The 22,215-nt window shown below is 74.7% G+C and carries 21 protein-coding genes; 10 read left to right on the top strand and 11 right to left on the bottom strand.

What is annotated here, in order from left to right; translation table 11 throughout:
* The 3 genes from J3473_RS13450 to J3473_RS13460 form a co-directional block, all read right to left on the bottom strand.
* A partial coding sequence (locus tag J3473_RS13450) for a hypothetical protein (RefSeq protein WP_207024204.1) occupies nucleotides 1-212 on the bottom strand: 212 nt, incomplete at its 3' end.
* Between the two features lie 119 nt (nucleotides 213-331).
* Nucleotides 332-1,030: a metal-dependent transcriptional regulator gene (locus J3473_RS13455; RefSeq protein ID WP_030528656.1), complete on the bottom strand. Its 699-nt coding sequence runs from the start codon at nucleotides 1,028-1,030 to the stop codon at nucleotides 332-334.
* 60 nt (nucleotides 1,031-1,090) lie between these two features.
* Entirely contained in the window at nucleotides 1,091-2,281 is a 1,191-nt protein-coding gene (locus tag J3473_RS13460) for an MFS transporter (protein ID WP_207024207.1), read from the bottom strand.
* Nucleotides 2,282-2,445: 164 nt separating this feature from the next.
* Here J3473_RS13460 and J3473_RS13465 point away from each other — a divergent pair, with 164 nt between their 5' ends.
* The 3 genes from J3473_RS13465 to J3473_RS13475 all read left to right on the top strand — a co-directional run bounded on the left by J3473_RS13465 (nucleotide 2,446) and on the right by J3473_RS13475 (nucleotide 4,579).
* Entirely contained in the window at nucleotides 2,446-3,126 is a 681-nt protein-coding gene (locus J3473_RS13465; RefSeq protein ID WP_207024209.1) for a hypothetical protein, read from the top strand.
* Complete coding sequence (locus J3473_RS13470; protein ID WP_207024211.1) at nucleotides 3,123-3,890, top strand: SDR family NAD(P)-dependent oxidoreductase; 768 nt, start codon at nucleotides 3,123-3,125, stop codon at nucleotides 3,888-3,890. The genes J3473_RS13465 and J3473_RS13470 overlap by 4 nt, the downstream gene beginning before the upstream one ends.
* 158 nt (nucleotides 3,891-4,048) lie before the next feature.
* Nucleotides 4,049-4,579 (top strand): hypothetical protein, encoded by a 531-nt coding sequence (locus tag J3473_RS13475; protein WP_207024213.1) that lies wholly within the window; start codon nucleotides 4,049-4,051, stop codon nucleotides 4,577-4,579.
* A gap of 21 nt (nucleotides 4,580-4,600) precedes the next feature.
* Here J3473_RS13475 and pdxH read toward each other — a convergent pair whose 3' ends face one another.
* Together pdxH and J3473_RS13485 are read right to left on the bottom strand one after the other, a co-directional pair.
* Nucleotides 4,601-5,278: a pyridoxamine 5'-phosphate oxidase gene (pdxH, locus tag J3473_RS13480; protein ID WP_030528651.1), complete on the bottom strand. Its 678-nt coding sequence runs from the start codon at nucleotides 5,276-5,278 to the stop codon at nucleotides 4,601-4,603.
* 78 nt (nucleotides 5,279-5,356) lie between these two features.
* On the bottom strand, nucleotides 5,357-6,643 hold the full coding sequence (locus J3473_RS13485) for an MFS transporter (protein WP_306790187.1): 1,287 nt from the start codon (nucleotides 6,641-6,643) through the stop codon (nucleotides 5,357-5,359).
* A gap of 66 nt (nucleotides 6,644-6,709) precedes the next feature.
* On the opposite strand from J3473_RS13485, the gene J3473_RS13490 reads away from it, so the two are divergent.
* The 5 genes from J3473_RS13490 to J3473_RS13510 all read left to right on the top strand — a co-directional run bounded on the left by J3473_RS13490 (nucleotide 6,710) and on the right by J3473_RS13510 (nucleotide 14,484).
* The gene (locus tag J3473_RS13490; protein ID WP_242525865.1) at nucleotides 6,710-7,654 is read left to right on the top strand and encodes an NYN domain-containing protein; all 945 of its coding nucleotides are present in this window, start codon (nucleotides 6,710-6,712) and stop codon (nucleotides 7,652-7,654) included.
* Between the two features lie 141 nt (nucleotides 7,655-7,795).
* The gene (locus J3473_RS13495) at nucleotides 7,796-8,911 is read left to right on the top strand and encodes a citrate synthase 2 (protein WP_030528649.1); all 1,116 of its coding nucleotides are present in this window, start codon (nucleotides 7,796-7,798) and stop codon (nucleotides 8,909-8,911) included.
* 93 nt (nucleotides 8,912-9,004) lie between these two features.
* The gene (locus J3473_RS13500; RefSeq protein WP_207024215.1) at nucleotides 9,005-11,008 is read left to right on the top strand and encodes a PQQ-dependent sugar dehydrogenase; all 2,004 of its coding nucleotides are present in this window, start codon (nucleotides 9,005-9,007) and stop codon (nucleotides 11,006-11,008) included.
* A 108-nt stretch (nucleotides 11,009-11,116) separates the two neighbouring features.
* The gene (serC, locus tag J3473_RS13505) at nucleotides 11,117-12,244 is read left to right on the top strand and encodes a phosphoserine transaminase (protein WP_207024218.1); all 1,128 of its coding nucleotides are present in this window, start codon (nucleotides 11,117-11,119) and stop codon (nucleotides 12,242-12,244) included.
* Between the two features lie 167 nt (nucleotides 12,245-12,411).
* On the top strand, nucleotides 12,412-14,484 hold the full coding sequence (locus J3473_RS13510; protein WP_207024219.1) for an acyltransferase family protein: 2,073 nt from the start codon (nucleotides 12,412-12,414) through the stop codon (nucleotides 14,482-14,484).
* Nucleotides 14,485-14,582: 98 nt separating this feature from the next.
* Here the strand turns inward: J3473_RS13510 and J3473_RS13515 are convergent, their stop codons facing one another.
* The 3 genes from J3473_RS13515 to J3473_RS13525 all read right to left on the bottom strand — a co-directional run bounded on the left by J3473_RS13515 (nucleotide 14,583) and on the right by J3473_RS13525 (nucleotide 17,995).
* Nucleotides 14,583-15,890 carry an MFS transporter gene (locus tag J3473_RS13515; protein WP_207024221.1) on the bottom strand — a complete coding sequence of 436 codons (1,308 nt, stop codon included), beginning with the start codon at nucleotides 15,888-15,890 and terminating at the stop codon, nucleotides 14,583-14,585.
* Complete coding sequence (locus tag J3473_RS13520) at nucleotides 15,887-16,330, bottom strand: MarR family winged helix-turn-helix transcriptional regulator (protein ID WP_242525866.1); 444 nt, start codon at nucleotides 16,328-16,330, stop codon at nucleotides 15,887-15,889. Before J3473_RS13520 ends, J3473_RS13515 begins: the two co-directional genes overlap by 4 nt.
* A 168-nt stretch (nucleotides 16,331-16,498) precedes the next feature.
* Nucleotides 16,499-17,995 (bottom strand): NCS2 family permease, encoded by a 1,497-nt coding sequence (locus J3473_RS13525; RefSeq protein ID WP_207024223.1) that lies wholly within the window; start codon nucleotides 17,993-17,995, stop codon nucleotides 16,499-16,501.
* A gap of 73 nt (nucleotides 17,996-18,068) precedes the next feature.
* On the opposite strand from J3473_RS13525, the gene J3473_RS13530 reads away from it, so the two are divergent.
* Complete coding sequence (locus tag J3473_RS13530; RefSeq protein WP_030528642.1) at nucleotides 18,069-18,332, top strand: DUF2530 domain-containing protein; 264 nt, start codon at nucleotides 18,069-18,071, stop codon at nucleotides 18,330-18,332.
* Between the two features lie 27 nt (nucleotides 18,333-18,359).
* Here J3473_RS13530 and J3473_RS13535 read toward each other — a convergent pair whose 3' ends face one another.
* Nucleotides 18,360-19,106 carry a DUF3027 domain-containing protein gene (locus J3473_RS13535; RefSeq protein WP_030528641.1) on the bottom strand — a complete coding sequence of 249 codons (747 nt, stop codon included), beginning with the start codon at nucleotides 19,104-19,106 and terminating at the stop codon, nucleotides 18,360-18,362.
* Entirely contained in the window at nucleotides 19,106-19,504 is a 399-nt protein-coding gene (locus tag J3473_RS13540; RefSeq protein WP_030528640.1) for a cold-shock protein, read from the bottom strand. Before J3473_RS13540 ends, J3473_RS13535 begins: the two co-directional genes overlap by 1 nt.
* Before the next feature lie 437 nt (nucleotides 19,505-19,941).
* Here J3473_RS13540 and J3473_RS13545 point away from each other — a divergent pair, with 437 nt between their 5' ends.
* A complete protein-coding gene (locus tag J3473_RS13545) occupies nucleotides 19,942-21,225 on the top strand; it encodes an MFS transporter (RefSeq protein WP_207024225.1) in 1,284 nt (427 codons plus the stop codon).
* 16 nt (nucleotides 21,226-21,241) lie between these two features.
* Here J3473_RS13545 and J3473_RS13550 read toward each other — a convergent pair whose 3' ends face one another.
* Nucleotides 21,242-22,180: a hydroxymethylglutaryl-CoA lyase gene (locus J3473_RS13550; protein WP_207024227.1), complete on the bottom strand. Its 939-nt coding sequence runs from the start codon at nucleotides 22,178-22,180 to the stop codon at nucleotides 21,242-21,244.
* Between the last annotated feature and the right edge of the window lie 35 nt (nucleotides 22,181-22,215).

Raw genomic sequence — 22,215 nt, forward strand, 5'->3', positions numbered from 1 at the left:
GCGTCGACGGCGGCGAGCGCCGTCGTGGGCTCGGTCTCGGCGTCGGCGAGCTCGGCGGGGACGGTCAGGGCGACGGCCGCACCGCCGACGACGCAGAGGCCGGCGGCGGACTTGAGGGCCCACGACGCACCGCGGCGCGAGAGGCCGTCGGGGAGTCGTCGGACGCGGCCGGGCGCACGGCGGCGACCGGGGGTACGAGAGGGTGAGGGCACAGCAGATCTACTTCCGGGGCGGGTACGGCTCAGCGGCCACCGTACGTGAGCCGTCGCGCGAAGTCACGTTTCGGTAACGCGCCGGGGCCGGTCGACCGAGCGCGACGGGGGCCGTCCGGTCAGGCCGGGGCGACGAAGACGTGGCCGGCGATGTCGACCGGCAGGGACACCCCGGTGGCCTCCTCGGCGCCCTCGCGGAAGACGACGACGCGGACGCCGTCGCGGCGCACCCGCGCGGGCTGCCCGGGCAGCAGCCCGGCACTCGTGAGCAGGGACAACGCCTCGTGGTCGACCTGCACGGGCTCACCGATCCGCCGCACGACGACGGCCTGCGTCTCGGCGCCGGCAACCTCGTCGAGGGTGCGCAGCCCGGAGCGGAAGTCGACGACCTCGCCGGACTCGCCGAGCTCGTCGAGGCCGGGGATCGGGTTCCCGTAGGGCGACTCGAGGTGGTCGGGGAGGATCGCGAGGATCTTGCGCTCGACGCGGTCGGACATCACGTGCTCCCAGCGGCACGCCTCGTCGTGCACGTACTCCCACTCGAGGCCGATGACGTCGACGAGCAGCCGCTCGGCGATCCGGTGCTTGCGCATCACCCGGGTCGCGAGGAGGCGCCCCTCGTCGCTCAGCTCGAGGTGGCGGTCGCCGGCGACGGCGAGGAGGCCGTCGCGCTCCATCCGGGCGACGGTCTGCGACACCGTCGGTCCCGAGTGGCCGAGGCGCTCGGCGATCCGGGCCCGCAGCGGCGTGATGCCCTCCTCCTCGAGCTCGAAGATGGTGCGGAGGTACATCTCCGTGGTGTCGATGAGGTCGGTCACGCAGGCAAGCCTAATCTGACCTGCCGTCGGGCCCGTCCGCGCCGACCGGTCCGGCGCCGCTCAGCGCTCGGGCTCGTAGCGCGGCAGCCAGCGCAGCAGCCACGCCCCGCCGGCCACGGTGAGGACCCCGACGGTGACGCTCGCGGCCCCGATGGACGCGACCGCCGCCAGCGCCCCGACGACGATCGAGGCGCCGTTGTGGCCGACGAGCGAGAGGAGCCGCCAGAGGCCGAGGAAGGGCGCCCGTCCCTGCTCCGGCGCGGCGTCGGCGCCGAGCGTCATGACGATCCCGGACCCCAGGCCGTTGCCGACCGCCATGACGACGGCCACCGCCCCCACCGCGAGGAGCGTGCTCGTCAGCGGGAGGACGAGCAGGCCGATCCCGAGGAGCACGGTGACGGGGAGGGCGACCCAGATGCGCCCGCGGCGGTCCATCAGCGAGCCCGCCGGGTAGAAGAGGAGGACCTCGACGAGGCCGGCGACCCCGAAGACGAGGGAGGTCTGCGCCGCGGTGAGCCCGACGTGCTCGGCCCACAGCGGGACGACGACGACCCGCGAGGAGCGGGCCAGGCCGATGGCCAGCACCCCGACCCCGACGGTGAGCAGGACCGCCCGGTGCCGCCGCGCGACCTCGCGGACCGGCACGCGCTCCGCCCTCGCCTCGGCGCCCGACCCGCGGGCGTGCGCGCCGAGGTCCGGGGAGGCCGCGGCCAGCGCCGCCGCGGCCAGCCCGCCCGCCACCGCGACCCCGAAGGCCGCCTGGGGCGAGAAGACCGCGACGAGGGGCGCACCGATGAACGGCCCGACGAACAGCCCGATCCGCGCGACCCCGCCGAGCGTCGACATCGCCCGGGCCCGGAGGTGGACCGGCGCGGCGGCGGTGAGGAAGGACTGGCGGGCGAGGAGGAAGACGGCACCGGTCGGCCCGGTGAGCACGACGGCGAGCGCGAGGACCCACAGCGACGGGGCGAGCAGCGCGAGCAGGGAGGCGGCCGCGTCGGCGAGCCCGGCGAGCACGAGGGCCCGCCGCTCCCCCAGCCGGTCGACGACGACGCCGGCGGGGACCGCCGAGACGAGCTCGGAGACCGTGCCGATGCCGACGAACAGCGCCGCCACCGAGACCGAGGCCCCGAGGTCGCGGGCGCTGAGGGCGATGACCGGCAGGACCGCGCCGATGCCGACCGACCACAGGGCCGTCGGTCCGAAGGCGGGCACGGCGATCCGGCGCAGCGAGAACTCCGCGTCGCCCATCCGCCCTCCTGTCTCTCGACATCAAGATCGTTTACGTCGAGACAACCACGTCCGCGTGACGCACGCAACAGGACGGGCCGCGAGCGCGTGGGTACGTTGACCGGGTGGAGCTGACCGTCCCCCGCCGTTTCTGCGGGCCCCCCGAGTCCGGGAACGGCGGGTGGGTGAGCGGTTCGCTCGCCGCCCACGTCCGCACCTCCGGCGCCCTGCCCGCCGTGAGCGTACGCCTGTCCGCGCCGCCGCCCCTGGACCGGCCGATGGCCGTCGTCGGCGACGACCCGGACCCGCTGACCGGCACCTCCGTGCTGCGCCTGCTCGACGGCGACGTCCTCGTCGCGACCGGGACCGCGGTCCCCGAGCTCGACGAGCCCGTGCCCTCCCCCGCCTCCCCGGACGAGGCCGAGACGGCGCAGGACCGCTACGAGGGCGCGGCCGACCACCCCTTCCCCACCTGCTTCTCCTGCGGCACCGGGCGTGCCGAGGGCGACGGCCTCAGGCTGCGCCCCGGCCCCCTCGACGACGGCACCGGCCGCTACGCGGCGCCGTGGACCGTGCCGGACGACGTCGACCGCGCCGTCGTCTGGGCCGCGCTCGACTGCCCCGGCGGCTGGTCGGCCGGGATCGCCGGGCGGCCGATGGTCCTCGGGACGATGACCGCCCGCGTCTGGCGGGTGCCGGCGCCGGGCGAGCGCCTCGTCGTCACCGCCTGGCAGCGCGGCGCCGAGGGGCGCCGGCACTGGTCGGCCAGCACCCTCCACGCCCCCGACGGCGAGATGCTCGGCCGCGCCGAGGCCACCTGGGTCGCCGTCGACCCCGCGTCCGTTCTCCCGAAGGAGCAGCCGTGAGCACCTCGTCCACCGGGGCGGATCGCCCCGTCGCCGTCGTCACCGGCGCGAGCAGCGGCATCGGCGCCGCCACCGCCCGGCGGCTGGCCACCGACGGCTTCCGGGTGGTCTGCGCCGCGCGCCGCGCCGACCGGGTCGAGGCCCTCGCCGCCGAGCTCGACGGCGTCGCGGTCACCTGCGACGTCACCGTCCCCGCCGACGTCGAGCGGCTCGTGCAGGCCGCCGGCGACCGGGTCGCGGTCCTCGTCAACAACGCCGGGGGCGCCCTCGGGCTCGAGCCCGTCGCCGCCGCGGACGTCGAGAAGTGGCGGCGGATGTACGACACGAACGTCCTCGGCACGTTGCAGGTGACCAAGGCGCTGCTGCCCGCGCTCGTCGCGGACGGCGAGGGCGTCGTCGTCAACGTCGGCTCGGTCGCCGGGCTCGTCGCCTACGAGGGCGGCGGCGGGTACACCGTCGCCAAGCACGGGGTCCACGTGATGACCGAGACGCTGCGGCTCGAGCTCGTCGACCAGCCGGTGCGCATCACCCTCGTCGCGCCGGGCATGGTGCACACCGAGGAGTTCTCGCTCACCCGCTTCGACGGCGACCGGGAACGCGCCGACAAGGTCTACGAGGGCGTCCCCGGACCGCTCGTCGCCGAGGACGTCGCCGACGCCGTCGCGTGGGTCGCCACCCGGCCGGCGCACGTCAACGTCGACCTCCTCGTCATCAAGCCCCGCGCCCAGGCCGCGCCGCACAAGGTCCACCGCGTCCCGTCCTGACCCGGCGCAGCCCCACCCCCACCACCCCGCACCTCCACGCACCCCACCCGTCCCTCGCGTATCGGGTCACCCGATACGGCCGCGCCTCACCCCGCAACCGTTCCCGGGCGAGGCGCACCCGTCCCCCGCACAGCGCACCCGGGCCTACGCTCGGCGGCGTGGAGCCGTTCGCCGACGTCCTCGCCGCCGGGGGCCGCTCGAACTCGCTCGGGCGCGCCGGCGAGGTGCTCGCGCTGCTGCGCGACGACCTCGCGCGCCTCGACGAGCTCGTCGCGTGCATCTCCCACGACGACCCGTGGGTCCGGATGCGCGCCGTCGACACCGTCGAGAAGCTCGTCCGCGAGCGGCCGGCCCTCGGGCAGCCGTACCTCCCCCACGTCCTCGACGACCTGACGCGCAGCGGGCAGCCGTCCGTCCAGTGGCACGTCGCCCAGCTGCTCGCGCTCCTCGACCTCGACGACGACCAGCGGGCGAGGGCAGTCCGCTGGCTCACCGACCGGCTGCGGACCGCCGACGTCGACTGGATCGTCGCGGCGCAGTCGATGGCCACGCTCGTCGGGCTGCACCACGACGGGCACGTCGCCACCGACGACGTCGTCGCCCTGCTCGAGGTGCAGACCACCCACCGCTCGGCGTCGGTGCGCCGCAAGGCCGCCGGGTTCCTCACGGCTGTCCGCGAGCGCGGCTGAGCACCGCCCCGGCCCGGCCGGTCACGGCTGGCGGCGCGAGACCTCCCACGACGCGGCGTCCGACAGGTCGCCCTCGCCGACGCGCGTGTAGACGATGCGGTCGTGCAGCCGGTTGCGGCGGCCGGCCCACAGCTCGACCTCGTCGCAGACGATGCGGAAGCCGCCCCAGAAGTCGGGCAGCGGCACGTCGTCGGGTGACCCGTGGTCGGGGAACTCCTCGGCCCGCGCACGGTAGGCGGCCTCGAGGTCCTCGCGCGAGCCGACCGGACGCGACTGGTCCGACGCCCACGCCGAGATGCGCGAGCCCCACGGCCGCGACGCCCAGTACTCCTCGACGGCGTCGCGCTCGAGCTGGACCGCCCTGCCGCGGAACCGGACCGCGCGGTACATCGCGGCCCACGTCAGCCCGGCGGCCGCGTACGGGGTGGCCGTCAGCTCGCGGCCCTTGGTCGAGGTCAGGGCCGTGACGAAGCCGGGCCCCTGCTCGTCGAGGAAGCGCAGGAGCACGGTCCGGACGTTGGGGTGCCCCGTCGAGTCGACCGTGGCGACGGACGCGGCCAGCGGCTCGACGACGTCGCCCTGCTCGTCCGAGCGCCGGACCGCGTCGTCGACCCAGGCGCTCACCTGGGCGAAGGGGGTCTCCAGCAGCTGCTCCTCGGCGAGCCCGTCACCGGAGTAGTCGATGCGTCGTGGGTCCATGCCGCCACCCTAGGACGGGCCACCCCGGCCCGAACGGCCTTGGGCACGACCGCCGTCCCCGCCGTACAGGCCTGCGGCTCAGGGGGTCGGCCGCCGCGCGTCGTAGCGCAGGAACCCGGGCTGCCACACCGACAGCAGCACGACGGCGGCGACGCACGCGAGCCCGCCGCCCACCGCGGTCCACCCCTCGCCGATGCGCTCGGCCACCCCGCCCCCGGCGAGCTCGCCGAGCCGCGGGCCACCGGCCACGACGACGATGAAGACGCCCTGCAGCCGCCCGCGCATCCGGTCCGGCGCCGCGGACTGGAGGATCGTCGTCCGGAAGACGGCGCTCACCGCGTCGGCCGCACCCGCGACGGCCATCGCCGCGAGGGCCAGCAGCAGCGCGTGCTCGCGCGACACGAGCCCGTCGGCGGCGAGCAGCGCGACGCCGAGCCCGCTGATGCCGACGCCCCAGCCGGCGACGCTCACCATGATCGCCAGGCCCTGCCGGCGCACGCCGCCGAGCCGGCCCGAGAGCGTCATCGCGAGGATGCCCCCGACGGCGGTCGCCGCGTAGAGCGCCCCGACCGTCGTGGCGCCGCCCCCGAGGATCACCGCCCCGGCCGCCGGGAACAGCACGCGTGGCTGCGCGAGCAGCATCGCCGCGATGTCGGCGACGAAGGTCATCCGCACGTTGGGGGCCGTGCGCAGGAACCCGAACCCGTCGAGCACCGAGCGCAGCCCCACCCGCCGCGGCCCGTCGTCCCCGGCGTCGGAGCGGTCGGGCGGGATCGGGTGCAGCCGCCAGAGGCTCGTCACCGCGGCGAGGGTGAGCACGGCGTCCGCGGTGTAGGCCAGCCGGTAGCCGCCCCGGTCCACGAGCACGCCGGCGAGCAGCGGCCCGGCCGTCATCGCCGTGTTCATCGCGAAGACCGACAGCGCGTTGGCGGCCGGCAGCTGCGCCGGCTCGAGGATGCGCGGGTAGATGCTCGTGCGCGCCGGCGACGAGACGGCGAAGGCGCCGTTCCAGACCGCGACGATGCCGTAGAGCAGCCAGACCGACGTGTTGCCGGCCCACGCCTGGGCGGCCGCGACGAGGCTCGTCGCGCTGGCGACCAGCGTCGCGACGAGACCGACGAGCCGGCGGTCGTGGTGGTCGGCGAGCGCGCCGCCGTAGAGGCCCATGACGACGAGCGGGACGAGCGCGAAGAGCCCGACGAGGCCCACCGACGCCGTCGAGCCCGTGAGGTCGTAGACCTGCAGCCCGACCGCGACGACCGCCATCTGCGAGCCGACGTTCGACAGCGTGAACCCGGTCCACAGCCGCCGGTAGTCCCGGTTCTCCCGGAAAGGGGTGAGGTCCGGGAGGAGGGAGCGCAGCACCGGCGCATCATCCCCCACGGGACGGACCGGCCCCGCCGCGCGGTGCGCCCGCGTAGCCTCGCGACCATGACGGACGACGCGCGGATCGCGCTGCTCATCGACGCCGACAACGCCCGCGCCCGCCGGCTCGACGTCATCCTCAACGAGCTGGCCGGCCTCGGCGAGACGACCATCCGCCGCGCCTACGGCAACTGGACCAAGTCCGAGCTCAAGGGCTGGCAGGAGATCCTCCACGAGAACGCGATCCGGCCGATGCAGCAGTTCGACCCCTCCAAGGGCAAGAACGCCAGCGACATGGCCCTCGCGGTCGACGCGGTCGAGATCCTCCACACGCAGCGGCCGGACGCCTTCGCCATCGTCTCGTCGGACTCCGACTTCACCCCGCTCGTCATGCACCTGCGCGAGCACGGCGTCGCGGTCTACGGGTTCGGGGACTCCAAGACGCCGGCGCCGTTCCAGAGCGCCTGCACCCGCTTCCTCGTCCTCGACCGGCTCTCGGCCCCGAGCGGCCAGGCGGACGCGACCGACGCCGCGGACACCACGGACGAGGCGGCCACCGAGGCGGCGACCACCCGCAGCCCCCGCCGGGCGACGAAGAAGGCCACGACGGCCGGCACGGCGACCGTCGCCACCGTCGCGGACGACGACACGGACGCGGACGCCCCGCGCCGGACCACCGCGAAGGCCACGAAGGCGGCCAAGGCCCCGGCCAGGACCACCCGTGCCAGCGCGAAGAACGGCAACCCGCCCCCCGAGCGCGCGACCCGCGCCCAGCTGCGGGGCGACAACCGGCTCGTCGCGCTGCTGCGCCGGGCCGTGGAGAGCGCGGCCGACGACTCGGGCTGGGCGAAGATCGGCACGGTCGGCCAGCGCATCTCCAACCAGTCCTCGTTCGACTCGCGCAACTACGGCTACGCGAAGCTGAGCAAGCTCATCGAGGCCTCGGAGCTCTTCGAGATCCGCGACGCCGGCTCCCCCGACATGGCGGTGCGCGACCCCCGCGCCGGCTGACCGTCCGGCGGGCCGTTCGGCGGGCCGCACGACCGGCCGCCGACGACACCGTCCCACCGACCGGTCCAACCGGTCCGGCCCGGGCACCCCGCCGTGCACAATGGGCCAGCCCGACAAGGACGACGAGCGAACGGGGATTCGATGCCCAGCACCACGGACGACCCGAACTTCTATCCCGGACTCGAGGGCGTCATCGCCTTCGAGAGCGAGATCGCCGAGCCCGACAAGGAGGGCGGGGCGCTGCGCTACCGCGGGGTCGACATCAACGACCTCGTCGGCACCGTGTCCTTCGGGCAGGTATGGGGGCTCCTCGTCGACGGCGAGATGGACCCGGGCCTGCCGCCCGCCGAGCCCTTCCCGCTGCCGGTGCACACCGGCGACATCCGGGTCGACGTCCAGTCGGCCATCGCCCAGCTGGCCACCGTCTGGGGGTTCGAGCCGCTCCTCGACATCGACGACGCGCAGGCCCGCGACGACCTCGCCCGCGCCTCGGTCATGGCGATCTCGTTCATCGGCCAGTCCGCCCACGGCCAGGGCCGCCCGATGGTCCCGCAGTCCGAGGTCGACAAGGGCCGCACCATCCCCGAGCGGTTCATGATCCGCTGGCGCGGCGAGCCGGACCCGAAGCACGTCGAGGCCATCGACGCCTACTTCATCTCCGCGGCCGAGCACGGCGTCAACGCCTCGACCTTCACCGCGCGCGTCATCGCCTCGACCGGCGCCGACGTCGCCGCCTGCCTCTCCGGCGCGATCGGCGCCCTGTCCGGGCCGCTGCACGGCGGCGCCCCGAGCCGGGCGCAGCACATGATCGAGGGCGTCGAGCAGACGGGCGACGCGGTCAAGTACGTCAAGGGCGTCTTCGACCGCAAGGAGCGCCTCATGGGCTTCGGGCACCGCGTCTACCGGGCCTACGACCCGCGCGCCGCCGTGCTCCGCGACACCTGCAAGCGGCTCGGCGCCCCGCGCTACGAGGTCGCGCTCGAGCTCGAGAAGGCGGCCATCGCCGAGCTCGCCGAGCGCTACCCCGAGCGCCGGATGGAGACCAACGTCGACTTCTGGGCCGCGGTCCTCCTCGACTTCGCCGAGGTCCCGGGCGACATGATGACGCCGCTGTTCGTCGCCGCCCGCACCGCCGGCTGGTCGGCGCACATCCTCGAGCAGAAGCGCACCGGCCGCCTCATCCGCCCGAGCTCGCGCTACGTCGGCCCGGGCGAGCGTCCCCTCTCGGAGGTCGCGGGCTACCGCGCCAAGGACTGAGGCGGCGCGCTCCCGCTCGCGGGCCGGGGCACGCGGACGTACGCTCGCCGGGCAGGTCGGCCACGTGCGCCGGCCACGGCCCCGGGAGGTCCCGTGCCCCGTCCCCGCACCGCGTCCCCGCTGGCCCTCGTCGCCGCCCTCCTGGGCGCCGCTGCGCTGACGGTGGCGGCGCCCGCACCCACCGCGGTCGCCGCCCCCTCGGTGCAGGTGACGACCGTCGTCCGCGGCCTGAGCATCCCGTGGGACCTCACGTGGGTCGGCGACCTCATGCTCTTCGACCAGCGGGCGGGCACCGTGTGGAGCAGGCGCGGGTCGGCGGCGCCGCGGCAGGTGCGCCTCAGCGGGTTCCCGTCGATCTTCGCCGAGAGCGAGGGCGGCCTGCTCGGGATGGTCGCCGACCCCGCGGCCGCGACCAACCGCCGCTTCTACACCTGCCAGGCGGTCCGCGACGGGGCCGGCCGGCCGCTCGACGTGCGCGTCCTGCGCTGGCGCCTCACGAGCGACACGTCGGCCACCTCCGACGGCGCCCCGGTCGTCACCGGTCTGCCCCTCTCGAGCGGGCGCCACTCCGGGTGCCGGCTGCGCTTCGGCGCCGACGGGAAGCTCTACGTCGGCACCGGTGACGCGGCGGTCGGCACCAACCCGCAGAACCTCTCCTCGCTCGGCGGCAAGGTCCTGCGCGTGAACGCCGACGGCAGCATCCCCGCGGACAACCCGTACGTCGCGCGCGGCGGCAACGCCCGCTACGTCTGGACCTCCGGCCACCGCAACGTCCAGGGCCTGGCGCTGCGCCCCGGCACGAGCGAGATGTGGTCCGTCGAGCACGGCACGAGCCGCGACGACGAGGTCAACCTCCTCGTCAAGGGGGCGAACTACGGCTGGGACCCGGTGCCCGGGTACGACGAGTCCCGCCCGATGACCGACCTCACGAAGTTCCCGTCGGCCCGCCGGGCGATGTGGTCCTCGGGGTCCCCGACCGTCGCGACGAGCGGGGCGACCTTCCTCTCCTCGCCGGCCTGGGGCGCCTGGCGCGGCAGCCTCGCCGTCGCGCTGCTCAAGGGCGAGGGCATCTCGCTCATGCGGATGGACCCGACGCCGTCGGCGAGCCGCGTCGTCCAGGTGGTCCCGCTGCCCCAGGCGCAGGGCTTCGGGCGCATCCGGGCGATGGTCGAGGGACCCGACGGCGCCCTGTGGTTCACGACGTCCAACGGGACCGACGACCGCATCGTCCGGGTCGCCCCGACCGCGAAGCCGCCCGCCGTCGCCGGGGGGAGGCTCGTCTCGCCCACCGGCGTGGCGCTGGCCCGGACCGGCTCCGAGGTCGACCTCTTCTACCGCAGCACCGGGGACGCCGTGCTGCTGCGCCGCAGCACCGACGACGGCGCGTCGTGGGCGGCGGGCGCCGCCACCGGCGTCACGACGACGAATGCGCCCTCGGCCGCCTCCTCGCGGGCCGGCCGCGTCGACCTCGTGACCCGTTCCGCGTCCGGGGGCGTCGTGCACTCCTGGTTCTCGGGGGGCCGGCGGCTGGGCTCGACCGACCTCGGCGGCTCGGTCATCACCCAGCACGTCACCTCCCTCGGCGACGGCACGCTCGACGTCTTCGCGCTCTCCCCCGCGGGGCACCCCAACCGCCGGCACTTCGACGGCGCCCGCTGGGGAGCCTGGACGTACGTCGGCGGGACGTTCACCTCGGGGCTGTCCGCGGCCGCCGACCCCGCCCGTGGGGTCGTCACCGTCACCGGGCGCAGCCTGTCCGGCGCGAGCACCGAGCGCGAGTTCTCGCCGACCGCCACCCTCGGGACCTGGGCCTTCCGGTCCGACGGGCTCTCCGGCTGGTCCGACCGCGCCCTCGGAGACGTGTGGCCGGGGCGACCGCGCCTGGCCGTCGGGGTCGCCGCCGACGGGGCCGTCGTCGTGCAGCGCGGGTCGCTCGTCGTCGCCACACCCTCGCGCTGGACCTCCGCGGGCGACATCGTCTCGCGGCCCGACGGCAGCTACCTGCTCGCCGGTCGCAGCCTGAGCGGCGCCCTGTCGGTCACCTCCGGGGGCCCGTCCGGGTACGGCAGCCGATGGCTCGGCGGCACCGTGCGCTGAGCGACCGGGGGTCGTCACGACCACGGACTGGACCCGCCGCTCACCATGTGGGCAGCGTCGGTGAGGATGGGAACGCCCAGACGGCCCGACCCGACCACGGAGAGACACGTGAGCGACGCCCAGATCACCATCCCCGCCGACCTGCTGCCCCACGACGGTCGCTTCGGGTCCGGACCCTCCAAGGTCCGCCCGGCGCAGGTGGAGGCCCTCGCCGCCATCGGTCGCACGGTGCTCGGCACCTCGCACCGCCAGGCCCCGGTCAAGAACCTCGTGAAGTCGGTCCGCGAGGGCCTCGCGACGTTCTTCGACCTCCCCGAGGGCTACGAGGTGGTCCTCGGCAACGGCGGCTCGACCGCGTTCTGGGACATCGCCGCCTTCGGCCTGGTCCGCGACCGCGCCCAGCACCTCGCGTTCGGCGAGTTCTCGAGCAAGTTCGGCTCCGTCACGAAGAAGGCGCCCTTCCTCGGCGACCCGACGATCATCACGAGCGAGCCGGGCAGCCGCCCGGACCCGGTCGCCGAGGCCGGTGTCGACACCTACGCGTGGGCGCACAACGAGACCAGCACCGGCGTGATGGCCCCGGTCCGCCGGGTCGAGGGCGCCGACGACGACGCGCTCCTGCTCGTCGACGCCACCTCGGGCGCCGGCGGCCTCCCGGTCGACGTCTCGCAGGCCGACGTCTACTACTTCGCGCCGCAGAAGTCCTTCGCCTCCGACGGCGGCCTCTGGCTCGGCCTCTTCTCGCCCGCGGCGCTGGCCCGGGTCGACGAGATCGCCGCCTCCGGCCGCTGGGTGCCCGACTTCTTCAGCCTCCCGACCGCGATCGACAACTCGCGCAAGGACCAGACGTACAACACCCCGGCCGTCGCGACCCTCGCGATGCTCGCCAACCAGGTCGAGTGGCTCAACGAGAACGGCGGCCTCGACTGGGCCACCGGCCGCACCGCCGACTCCAGCGGGCGCCTCTACGAGTGGGCCGAGCGCACCGAGTACACGAGCCCCTACGTCACCGACCCCTCCCACCGCAGCCAGGTCGTCGCGACCATCGACTTCGACGACGCGGTCGACGCCTCGGCGGTCGCGAAGACCCTGCGGGCGCACGGCGTCGTCGACGTCGAGCCGTACCGCAAGCTCGGCCGCAACCAGCTGCGCGTCGCCTGCTTCCCGGCCGTCGAGCCGGAGGACGTGAGCCGCCTCATCGCCTCGGTCGAGCACGTGGTCGAGCGCCTGGCCTGACCCCTCGCGCCGGCCCGCTCACGGGCCGGCCCCGACGCACCCCCGAGCCGCCCCGCCCGCCGACCCCGGCGGGCGGGGCGGCTCGCGGGGTCCTGGCGGGGTCGGGGCGGTCCTACGATGGTCGGCGCCCCACCACCCCACCCCTGTGCACGAGGCACCCACCCGCCATGCCCACCCCTGCCCCCGCGTCGGCACCGCCCGCGACGCCCGCGCCACCCACCGCGGTCCGGTCCGACATCCAGGGCCTGCGCGCCGTCGCGGTCCTCGTCGTGCTCGTCTACCACTTCTGGCCGGGCGGCCTGACCGGCGGCTACGTCGGGGTCGACGTCTTCTTCGTCATCTCCGGGTTCCTCATCTCCTCGCACCTGCTGACCCGCCCGCCGTCCGGGCCGAGGGACCTCGCCGTGTTTTGGGCGCGACGGGTGCGGCGCCTGCTGCCCGCGGCGTCCGTGGTGCTGCTCGCGACGCTGCTCGCCTCCCTCGCGTGGATGCCGTCGTCCCTGCTGCCGGGTGTCGCCCGCGAGATCGGCGCCTCCGCGCTGTCCCTCGAGAACTGGGCGCTGGCCGGCTCGGCCACCGACTACCTCGCGGCCGATAACGCGCCCAGCCCGGTGCAGCACTACTGGTCGCTCTCGGTCGAGGAGCAGTTCTACGTGCTGTGGCCGGTCCTGCTCGCCGTCCTCGGGCTCGTCGGGCGGCGCCGCCCGCTGATGTGGCGGGCGAGCGGCCTCCTCGTCGTCACCGCGGCCTCGTTCGTCGCCTCGGTCGTGCTCACCTCCGCGGACCCGGCGGGCGCGTACTTCGTCACGCACACCCGCATCTGGGAGCTCGGGCTGGGCTCGCTGCTCGCGGTGGCGGCCCACCGTGGGTGGCGGATGCGCGCCGCGCTGCCCCGGGCCGTCGCCGGCTGGCTGGGCCTGGCGATGGTGGCCGCCGCCACCGTCCTGTTCAGCGGGGCCACCGACTTCCCGGGGTACGCGGCCCTGCTGCCGACCGTGGGCGCCGTGCTCGTCATCGCCGCCGCGGGCGACGACGTGCCGGGCTCCCCCCGTCTGCTGCTCTCGCGGCGACCGGCGCAGGTCCTCGGCGACCTCTCCTACTCGGTCTACCTCTGGCACTGGCCGGTCGTCGTCATCGCCCCGTACGCCCTCGGCCGCGACCTGACCTGGGTCGAGAAGCTGCTCGCCGTCGCGGCGGTCCTGCTCGCCGCCGCCCTCACCAAGCGGTTCGTCGAGGACCCCGCCCGCCGTTCACCACGCCTCGTCGGCAGCCTGCGCCTCAGCTTCGCGCTCGCCGCGGCGAGCGCCGTCCTCTTCGCCGGTGTGGGGGTGGGTGTCGTGGTCCGGGCCGACGAGGCGCGCGCCGCCGAGGCCCGCTCGCTGGCCGGGGCCATCGGGGACGACTGCGTGGGGGCCGCCGCCCTGCGCCAGGGGTGCACGCCGGTCGAGGGCGAGCGGCTGCTCAGCTCCCCCGCCTCCGCCGCGGCCGACCGCTCACGCCTGTACGCCGACGACTGCTGGTCCAACCGGCCGTACACGCGGCACCGGGTCTGCTCGTACGGGCCGGAGGCCGCCGACCTGCGCGTGGCCCTGCTGGGCAACAGCCACGCCGGGCACTGGGAGCCCGCTCTGTCCCCCGAGGTCCTCGCTCGCGGTGGCCGGCTGGACACCTACCTCGTCTCCGAGTGCTACCCGGTCGACGTCCCGCTCGACTTCGGCCCGGGCACCGACCGGCTGACCACGACCTGCCGGCAGTGGACCGACTGGGCGCTCGACGCCGTCGGGCGCGGCAACTACGACGTCGTCGTCCTGAGCAACCGCACCTTCCGCCCGCCGCGCGACGTCCCCGAGGACCGGCGCCAGCCGGTGCTCGAGGCGGCCTACGCCCGCACCCTGGCGCGGCTCACCGACGCCGGCGTCCGGGTCGTCGTGGTGCGCGACGTCCCGTCGGCGGTCGACAACGGCCCGGACTGCGTGGCGCAGCACGAGGGCGACCCCGCCGCCTGCGCCAACCCCCGGGCGGAGGCGCTGGAGCCCGACCCGCTCGCCGTCGCTGCCGGGCGGGACACCTCCCAGGACGTCACGCTCCTCGACCCGACGGACCGGTTCTGCGACGCCGAGCGCTGCCACGTCGTCGTCGGTGGCCTCATCGCCTACTTCGACCACGGGCACATGACGACGGCGTTCGCCCGCACCCTGCGGCCGGAGGTCGCCGCGGCCCTCGACCGCGCCCTCGGCTGAGCGGCGGGTCGGTCAGCGACCCATGACGGCGTAGACGACCGCCACGACGACGAGCACCGCGAGCACCCCGAGCGTCATCCGGCGGCGGAACAGCGGCGTCACCGGGCCGGCTCCGGCACGGGCACGCGGCTGTCGTCCCGGTCCTCGGCGCTGGGCACCGTCGTCACGCTGACGCGGGGGCGGCGCTGCGACTCGTAGCTCACCCGGACATTCTCCGCCCGGGCCAGCCAGAACGACACACCGACCAGGGCCAGCCCGACGGCGACCGCCCCGATGCCGATGGTCCAGCGCGGCCCGAACTGCTCCGAGATCCACCCGATGAGCGGGGCGCCGGCCGGCGTGCCGCCCATGAAGATCGCCATGTAGAGGGCCATGACCCGGCCGCGCATCTCCGGGGCGACGCGGGTCTGGACCATCGCGTTGGCCGTCGTCATCGCCGTGAGGGCGGTGAGGCCGACCGGCACGAGCGCCAGCGCGAACAGCCAGTACGAGGGCGCCGAGGCGGCCGCGGTGGCCGACAGGGTGAACCCGACGAGCGCGAGGAGCAGCACCCGCAGGCGCGGCTCCTTGCGCCGGGCCGAGAGCAGCGCGGCGGTCAGCGACCCGACGGCCATGATCGACCCGAGCAGCCCGAACTCGCCGGCGCCCTTGTCGAAGACCTTCGTGGCCATGAGCGCCATCGTGATCTGGAAGTTCATCCCGAACGTCCCGAGCACGAAGACGAGCAGCATGACGAGCTGGATGTCGCGCCGCTGCTTGACGTAGGCGAAGCCCTCGCGGATGCCGCCGCGACCCTTGGCCCGGCGCGGCGAGCGCAGCTGCGAGACGTTGAGCATCGCCAGCGCGGCGAGCACGAAGACGAAGGTCAGGGTGTTGAGCAGGAGCGCCTCGCCGGTGCCCCACCACGCGATGATGAGGCCCGCGGCCCCCGGCCCGATGAGCCGGCCCGCGTTGAAGGACGCCGAGTTGAGCGCGACCGCGTTCGACAGCTTCTCGGGCGGCACCATCTCGGAGACGATGACCTGCCGCGCCGGGTTGTCGATGGCCGTCGTCACGCCCTGCACGAGGGCGATCGCGTAGACGTGCCACAGCTGCGCGGCGCCCGTCACGGCGAGCACCCCGAGCACCAGGCTCGTCAGCGCGAGCATGCTCTGGGTCACGAGGAGGATCCTGCGCCGCGAGAAGCGGTCGGCGATGAGCCCGGTCCACGGCGCGAGGAGGAGGAACGGGAGGAACTGCAGCCCGGTGACGATGCCGAGCGCCGTCGCGGAGCCGGCGGTCAGCACGGTGAGGACGAGCCAGTCCTGGCCGACGCGCCCGATCCAGGTGCCGACGTTGGAGACGAAGCCGCCGAGGAACCACAGCCGGTAGTTGCGGATCTCGAGCGAGGTGAAGGTGGGGCTCATTCGGCGGCCACCCGTTCGAGCAGCGCGGTCGCGTCGGCGAGGAGCGCCCGCTCGTCGTCGGTCAGCCGCTCCAGGCGCGTCGCCAGCCACTGGTCGCGGCGCCTGCGGGTCTCGCGGATGGCCCGGCGCCCCTCCTTGGTCAGCGAGAGGATGACCTGCCGGCCGTCCGTCGGGTCGTCCGCCCGGGCGACGAGCCCGCGCTCGACCAGCCCGTTGACCGTGCGGCTCATGCTGGGCGCCGACACCTGCTCGATCTCGGCGACCTCCTTCGGCGTCCGCGGGCCGTCCTCGAGGCGCACGAGCGCGGAGAACTGGTGCGGCGCCAGGTCGGTCGAGCTCTCGAAGCGCACCCGGCGCGAGATGCGCATGCACACCATGCGCAGGTCGCTCGTCAGGCGGTCCTTCTGCGTACGGGTCATCGTCGGGGCGGGTGCGGGCACGGTGTTCTCCAGCGGTGGTCGTCATCGGTAGTTAGCACAACTCATTACCGTGGCTAACTATTCCACCGCCGGCGGCGCCGTGGGGCCGCATCCGCACGCAAGCCCGCCGGACGTCGAGGCGCCCGCCCCGCGGGGTGCGGGACGGGCGCCTCGGGGGGCGGCTCGGGGTCAGCCGGCGACGACCTCGGTGATCGGCTCGATGAAGAAGTAGACGACGAAGAGCAGGGCCGTCAGCCACATCATCGGGTGGACCTGGCGGACCTTGCCGCGCACGACCTTGATGAGGACGTAGACGACGAAGCCCGCACCGATGCCCGCGGTGATCGAGTAGGTGAACGGCATGAGGATGATCGTCAGGAAGGCCGGGATGGCGATCTCGACGTCGTCCCAGGCGATCTCCTTGACCTGCTGCATCATGAGGAAGCCGACGAGGACGAGCGCGGGGACGGCGGCCTCGTTGGGGATGATCTTGACGAGCGGGGCGAAGACGACCGCGACGAGGAACAGCACGCCCGTGACGACCGACGCCAGACCGGTGCGGGCGCCCTCGCCCACACCGGACGCCGACTCGATGTACGAGGTGTTCGACGAGACGCCCGCGGCGCCACCCGCCGCGGCCGCGACGGAGTCGACGACGAGGATGCGCTGGGTGCCCGGCGGGTTGCCCTCCTCGTCGAGCAGACCCGCCTCGGCGCCGATGGCCGTCATCGTGCCCATCGTGTCGAAGAAGTCGGCGAGCATGAGGGTGAAGACGAGCAGCACGGCCGCGACGACGCCGACGCGCTCGAAGGACCCCAGCAGGTTGAACTCGCCGAGCGTCCCGAAGTTGATCGGGTCGACGACGTCCGGCCACGCCGGCACGTTGAGGTTCCAGCCGAGCGGGTTGATCTTGTTCGTCCCGTCCGCGTTCTGCCCGACGACGGTGGGCCCGACCTTGGCGATCGCCTCGACGACGAAGGCCACGACGGTCATCGCGATGATCGAGATGATGATCGCGCCGCGGACCTTGCGCACCCACAGGGCGACGATGAGGACCACGCCCAGGGCGAAGACGAGGGTCGGCCAGCCGGCGAGCTGCCCGCCGACGCCGAGCTCGACCGGCACCGTGCCCGCCCCCGTGCGCCGCACGAAGCCCGCGTCGACGAGGCCGATGAGCGCGATGAACAGGCCGATGCCCACCGAGATCGCGGTCTTCAGCTGGGCCGGCACGGCGTGGAAGACCGCCTGCCGGAACCCGGTGAGCACGAGGACGAGGATGACGATGCCCTCGAGGACCACGAGGCCCATCGCGTCGGCCCAGGTCATCTTGCTCGCGATCGCGTAGGCCACGAAGGCGTTGAGGCCGAGGCCGGTGGCCAGCGCGAGCGGGAAGTTCGCGACGACACCCATGAGGATGGTCAGCACGCCCGCGACGAGGGCGGTGCCCGCCGCGATGGCGGCGAGGTTCGGGGCGTCGCCGCCACCGAGGAACTTGCCGTCTGCGTCCTGGACGTAGCCGAGGATCAGCGGGTTGAGGACGACGATGTACGCCATCGTGAAGAAGGTGGCGACGCCACCGCGGACCTCACGGCCCACGGTGGAGCCGCGCTGGTGGATGTGGAAGAACCGCTCGAGGAAGCCCGGGTGCGTGGGGCCCGCGTCGGCGGTGGTCGTGGTCTCGGCCATGGCGAGCAGGCTAGTGGCGCCGGGAGCGCCGCGGGTTTCGGGGGTGTGACGGCGAGATCGCTACGCTGGCGCCGTGACCGACGAGCCCACGCGCGCCCCGGACCCCGCCCTCCTCGGGCGCTCCGCCCCGGTCGACCCGCCGGACGTCCCGACCCGCACGCTCGTGCTCGTGGGCTCCGGCGTGTGGGCGGTCGCCCTCGTCGTCACCCTGCTCGTCCCGGCGCTGCACACCGGCGAGCGCTCGTGGTGGCCGTGGGCCTGCGTCACCGGCCTCGCGCTCGGCGCGTTCGCGTGGTGGTACGTCCGCCGCGGACGCGGCAACGCCGCCGGCGCCTGAGGCGGCCGGCGGCGTCGTGGCGCGACGTCAGCTGACGTCGAGCGCGTTGTCGTCGAGGATCGGCGCGGGCACCCGCTCGGCGGGCGGGGCCTCGACGTCGGCCTCGGAGTGGGCCCCGCAGCCGTGGTCGAGGCTGACGACCTTGCCGTCGGAGGGCGACCACTCGTTGGCGCACACCCCGAAGACCGTGCGCAGCGCACCGGCCATCGGCAGGAAGTAGCCGCAGGACGAGCAGGGCATCGGCGCCTTGACCGCGACCGGCGCGGCGGGGCCGTTGTCGCCGTCGTACCAGCGCTGGGCGGCGACCTCGCGGCCCTCGGCCGAGAGCACGCGGACCCGGCCGAGGCCGAGCTCCCACTGCGCGGCGGCGTCGACGTCCTCGTCGCCGGTGGCCTCCCAGCCGGCCTCGAGGTGCGGGTCGGCGTCGACGTACGGGGTGACGTCGCCGGGGCCGAGGTCACCGGGCGCGAGGCGCGAGGCGTAGGGCAGCCACTCGGGGCTGAGCAGCGCGCCCTCGCCCGGGACGAGGTCGGTCTCGCAGACGGTGACGGTCTTGGAGCGGGCGACGCGCGCGACCGACACCGCCCAGCGCCAGCCGCGGTAGGCGGCGGCGTCGCAGGCGAAGTAGTGCGTCGCGAGGCGCTCGTCGACCATCTCCATCCCGAGGTGGTCGCCGACGGTGCCGGGCTCGGCGACGCCGGTCAGCGCCTCGCGGGCGACGTCGACGGCGCCCCGGAGGGTGGCGTCCGGCCGGACCGCGGTGGCGGGCGCCATCAGAGCTCGAGGTCGCCGGCGACGGCCCGCAGGACCTGGGCGACCTTGTTGCCGTGCTGCTTGTCGGGGTAGTGCCCGCGGCGCAGCGACTCCGAGACGTTGTCGAGGAGCTTGATGACGTCCTCGACGATGACGACCATCTCGTCGGCCGGCTTGCGGTCGCGGACGCGACGGTTGGTCGCGACCGACGGGGCGGGGTCGAGGACGCGCACGGCCATCGCCTGGGCGCCGCGGCGACCCTCGGCGATGCTGAACTCGATGCGCTGACCGCCCTTGAGGCCCTGGACGTCGGCGGGCAGGGCGGACGCCGGGACGAACACGTCCCCCTCGCCGGCGTCGCCGGACACGAATCCGAAGCCCTTCTCGGCGTCGAAGAACTTCACCTTGCCAGTCGGCACGGTCCACCTCATCCATCGGTCGTCACGCGGGGCGCCCGGGAGCGGGCACCACGACCAAGGCTAACCGCTGGGGCCGACACCGCGCTGCCGGGTTCTCGCGCCCGCCCACCCCACCCCCACCCCGAGTCCCACGCGTATCGGGTGACCCGATACCGCTGCGCCTCCCCCGACCACCGTTCCCGGGTGGAGCGCGCCCGTCTCGGGTCACCCGACAACGCTGCGCCTCCCCCGACAACCGTTCCCGGGTACAGCGCGCCCGTCTCGGGTCACCCGACAACGCTGCGCCTCCCCCGACAACCGTTCCGGGGTGGAGCGCTCCCGTATCGGGTGACCCGATACGCAGGTGACGCACGTGACGAGCCGTCGGGGTGGTGGCGGCGGGCGGGGCGGGAGGAACCCGGTCGCGGGGTGTCGGCGGGCCGTGGGAGCGTGTCCCGGTGCCCGAGACCGCCTCCCCCGCCACCGACGACGCGCACCTGACCGTGCGCGGGTTCTGGGCGGCGCTGCCCCCGGCCGGGCGCTGGCTGCTGTCGACGACCGCCATCTCCACGCTCGGGCGCGGGATGACACTGCCGTTCACCGCCATCTACATGCACGAGGTCCGCGGCGTCCCCCTGTCGGTCACCGGCCTGCTCATGGGGCTCATCGCCGGCGTGGCCGTCGTCGTCACGGCGCCCGTCGGCGTCATCACCGACCGGCTCGGCGCCCGCCCGGTCGTCATCGCGGGGCTGCTCGCGCAGGTGCTCGGCGCCCTCGTCATGGCCTTCGCGACCACGGTGACCGGCCTCACCGTCGCCGTCGTGCTCCTCGGCATCAGCTTCGGTGTCGGCTGGCCGGCCTTCAACGCGATGATCGCGAGCATCGTCGAGGGCCGCCTGCGCACGCAGTACTTCGGCATCAACTTCGCGCTGGTCAACCTCGGCATCGGCATCGGCGGGGTCGTCAGCGGCTTCCTCGCCGACGTCTCGCGCCCCGGCACCTTCAGCGCGATCTTCGTCGTCGACGCCGTCTGCGTCCTCGTCCCCGTCGCGCTGCTGCTCGGCCCGCTGCGTGCGGTGGCCGGCCGGCCGGTCCCCGCGGCCGAGGGCGAGGGCGGCACCGGCTACCTGGCCATCCTGCGCCGACCGGCCGTACTGTGGCTCACCGCGCTGACCTTCCTCTCGAGCTTCGTCGGCTACGGGCAGATGGAGGCCGGCTTCCCCGCCTTCGCCCGGCAGGTCAGCGAGGTCTCGACCCGCACGATTGGGTTCGCGTTCGCGGCCAACACCGCCGTCATCGTGCTCATGCAGTTCCTCGTCCTGCGCCGCATCGACGGCCGCCGCCGCACCCGCGTCTTCCTCGGCCTCGTCGTCCTCTGGGCACTGGCCTGGGCGCTGCTCGGCGCCACCGGCCTCGTCGCCGGCACGCTCGCGGCGGCCGCGGGCGTCATCGTCTTCCACGTCTTCTTCGGGCTCGGCGAGACGCTCCTGCAGCCGACCGTGCCCGCCATCGTCAACGACCTCGCGAGCGACCACGACCGCGGCCGCTACAACGCGGTGTCGGGGATGGCCTTCCAGGTCGGCGCCATCACCGCGCCGGTGGCCGCCGGCTGGCTGCTCGACCGCCGGCTCGCCGGGGTGTTCGTCGCCGTCCTCCTCGTCTGCCTCGCGCTCGTCGCGGCCCTGGCCCTGGCCCTCGAGCGGCAGATCTCCCCGGAGGTCAACGGGGTCCGGCAGCGCTGAGGCGCAGGGCGACGGCTCAGCCGCCGGTCAGCGCCTTGACCACGCGCGAGGGCGAGGGGCGCCCGAGCACCCCCGCCATCCAGGCCGAGGTCTCGACGAGCGCGTCGAGGTCGACGCCCGTCTCGACGCCGGCGCCCTCGAGGGTCCACACGAGGTCCTCGGTCGCGAGGTTGCCCGTCGCCGACTTCGCGTAGGGGCAGCCGCCGAGCCCGCCGGTCGAGGCGTCGACGACGGTGACGCCGTCACGCAGCGCGGCCAGCGTGTTCGCGAGCGCCTGCCCGTAGGTGTCGTGGAAGTGCACCCCGGTGCGCTCCGGCCCGATGCCGGCGGCGTCGAGCCCCTCGAGCAGCCGGTGCACGTGACCGACCGTGCCCACCCCGATCGTGTCGCCGACCGACAGCTGGTCGCAGCCGAGGTCCATGAGGCGTCGGCAGGCGTCGACGACCTGGGGCACCGGCACCGGTCCCTCCCACGGGTCGCCGAAGCACATCGACACGTAGGCGCGCACCCACAGCCCCTCGGCCCGGGCCCGCTCGACGACGGGAGCGAACATCGCGACCGACTCCTCGAGCGAGCGGTTGAGGTTCTTGCGGGCGAAGGTCTCGGTCGCGCTGCCGAAGATCGCGACGGCGCCGACCCCGGCGGCCAGCGCCCGGTCCAGGCCCCGGACGTTGGGGACGAGCACCGGCCGGCGCGCCCCACGCCCCTCGTCACCGAGCAGCCCGAGGACCTCCTCGGCGTCGGCGAGCTGCGGCACCCACCGCGGGTCGACGAAGGAGGTCGTCTCGACGGTCGTCAGGCCCGCGGCGAGGAGGCGGCGCACGAACTCGGCTTTGACGGCGGCCGGCACGACGGCCGACTCGTTCTGCAGCCCGTCCCGGGGCCCGACCTCGTAGACGGTGACCCGCTCCGGGAGGGAGGGGTCCGGCTCGACCTGCGGCAGTGCACGGCTCACGCCTCGATCCTGACACGCCGGACCTCCACGGGCGA

It is taken from the genome of Phycicoccus sp. DTK01, assembly GCF_017312765.1.
GTDB classification, from domain to species: domain Bacteria; phylum Actinomycetota; class Actinomycetes; order Actinomycetales; family Dermatophilaceae; genus Phycicoccus; species Phycicoccus jejuensis.

Bases quoted from the DNA above. Each gene is read 5' to 3' on its own strand.
- J3473_RS13460 (WP_207024207.1), bottom strand. From the start codon at position 2,281: ATGGGCGACGCGGAGTTCTCGCTGCGCCGGATCGCCGTGCCCGCCTTC.
- pdxH (WP_030528651.1), bottom strand. From the start codon at position 5,278: ATGGACCCACGACGCATCGACTACTCCGGTGACGGGCTCGCCGAGGAG.
- J3473_RS13490 (WP_242525865.1), top strand. From the start codon at position 6,710: ATGACGGACGACGCGCGGATCGCGCTGCTCATCGACGCCGACAACGCC.
- J3473_RS13495 (WP_030528649.1), top strand. From the start codon at position 7,796: ATGCCCAGCACCACGGACGACCCGAACTTCTATCCCGGACTCGAGGGC.
- J3473_RS13510 (WP_207024219.1), top strand. From the start codon at position 12,412: ATGCCCACCCCTGCCCCCGCGTCGGCACCGCCCGCGACGCCCGCGCCA.
- J3473_RS13515 (WP_207024221.1), bottom strand. From the start codon at position 15,890: ATGAGCCCCACCTTCACCTCGCTCGAGATCCGCAACTACCGGCTGTGG.
- J3473_RS13525 (WP_207024223.1), bottom strand. From the start codon at position 17,995: ATGGCCGAGACCACGACCACCGCCGACGCGGGCCCCACGCACCCGGGC.
- J3473_RS13535 (WP_030528641.1), bottom strand. From the start codon at position 19,106: ATGGCGCCCGCCACCGCGGTCCGGCCGGACGCCACCCTCCGGGGCGCC.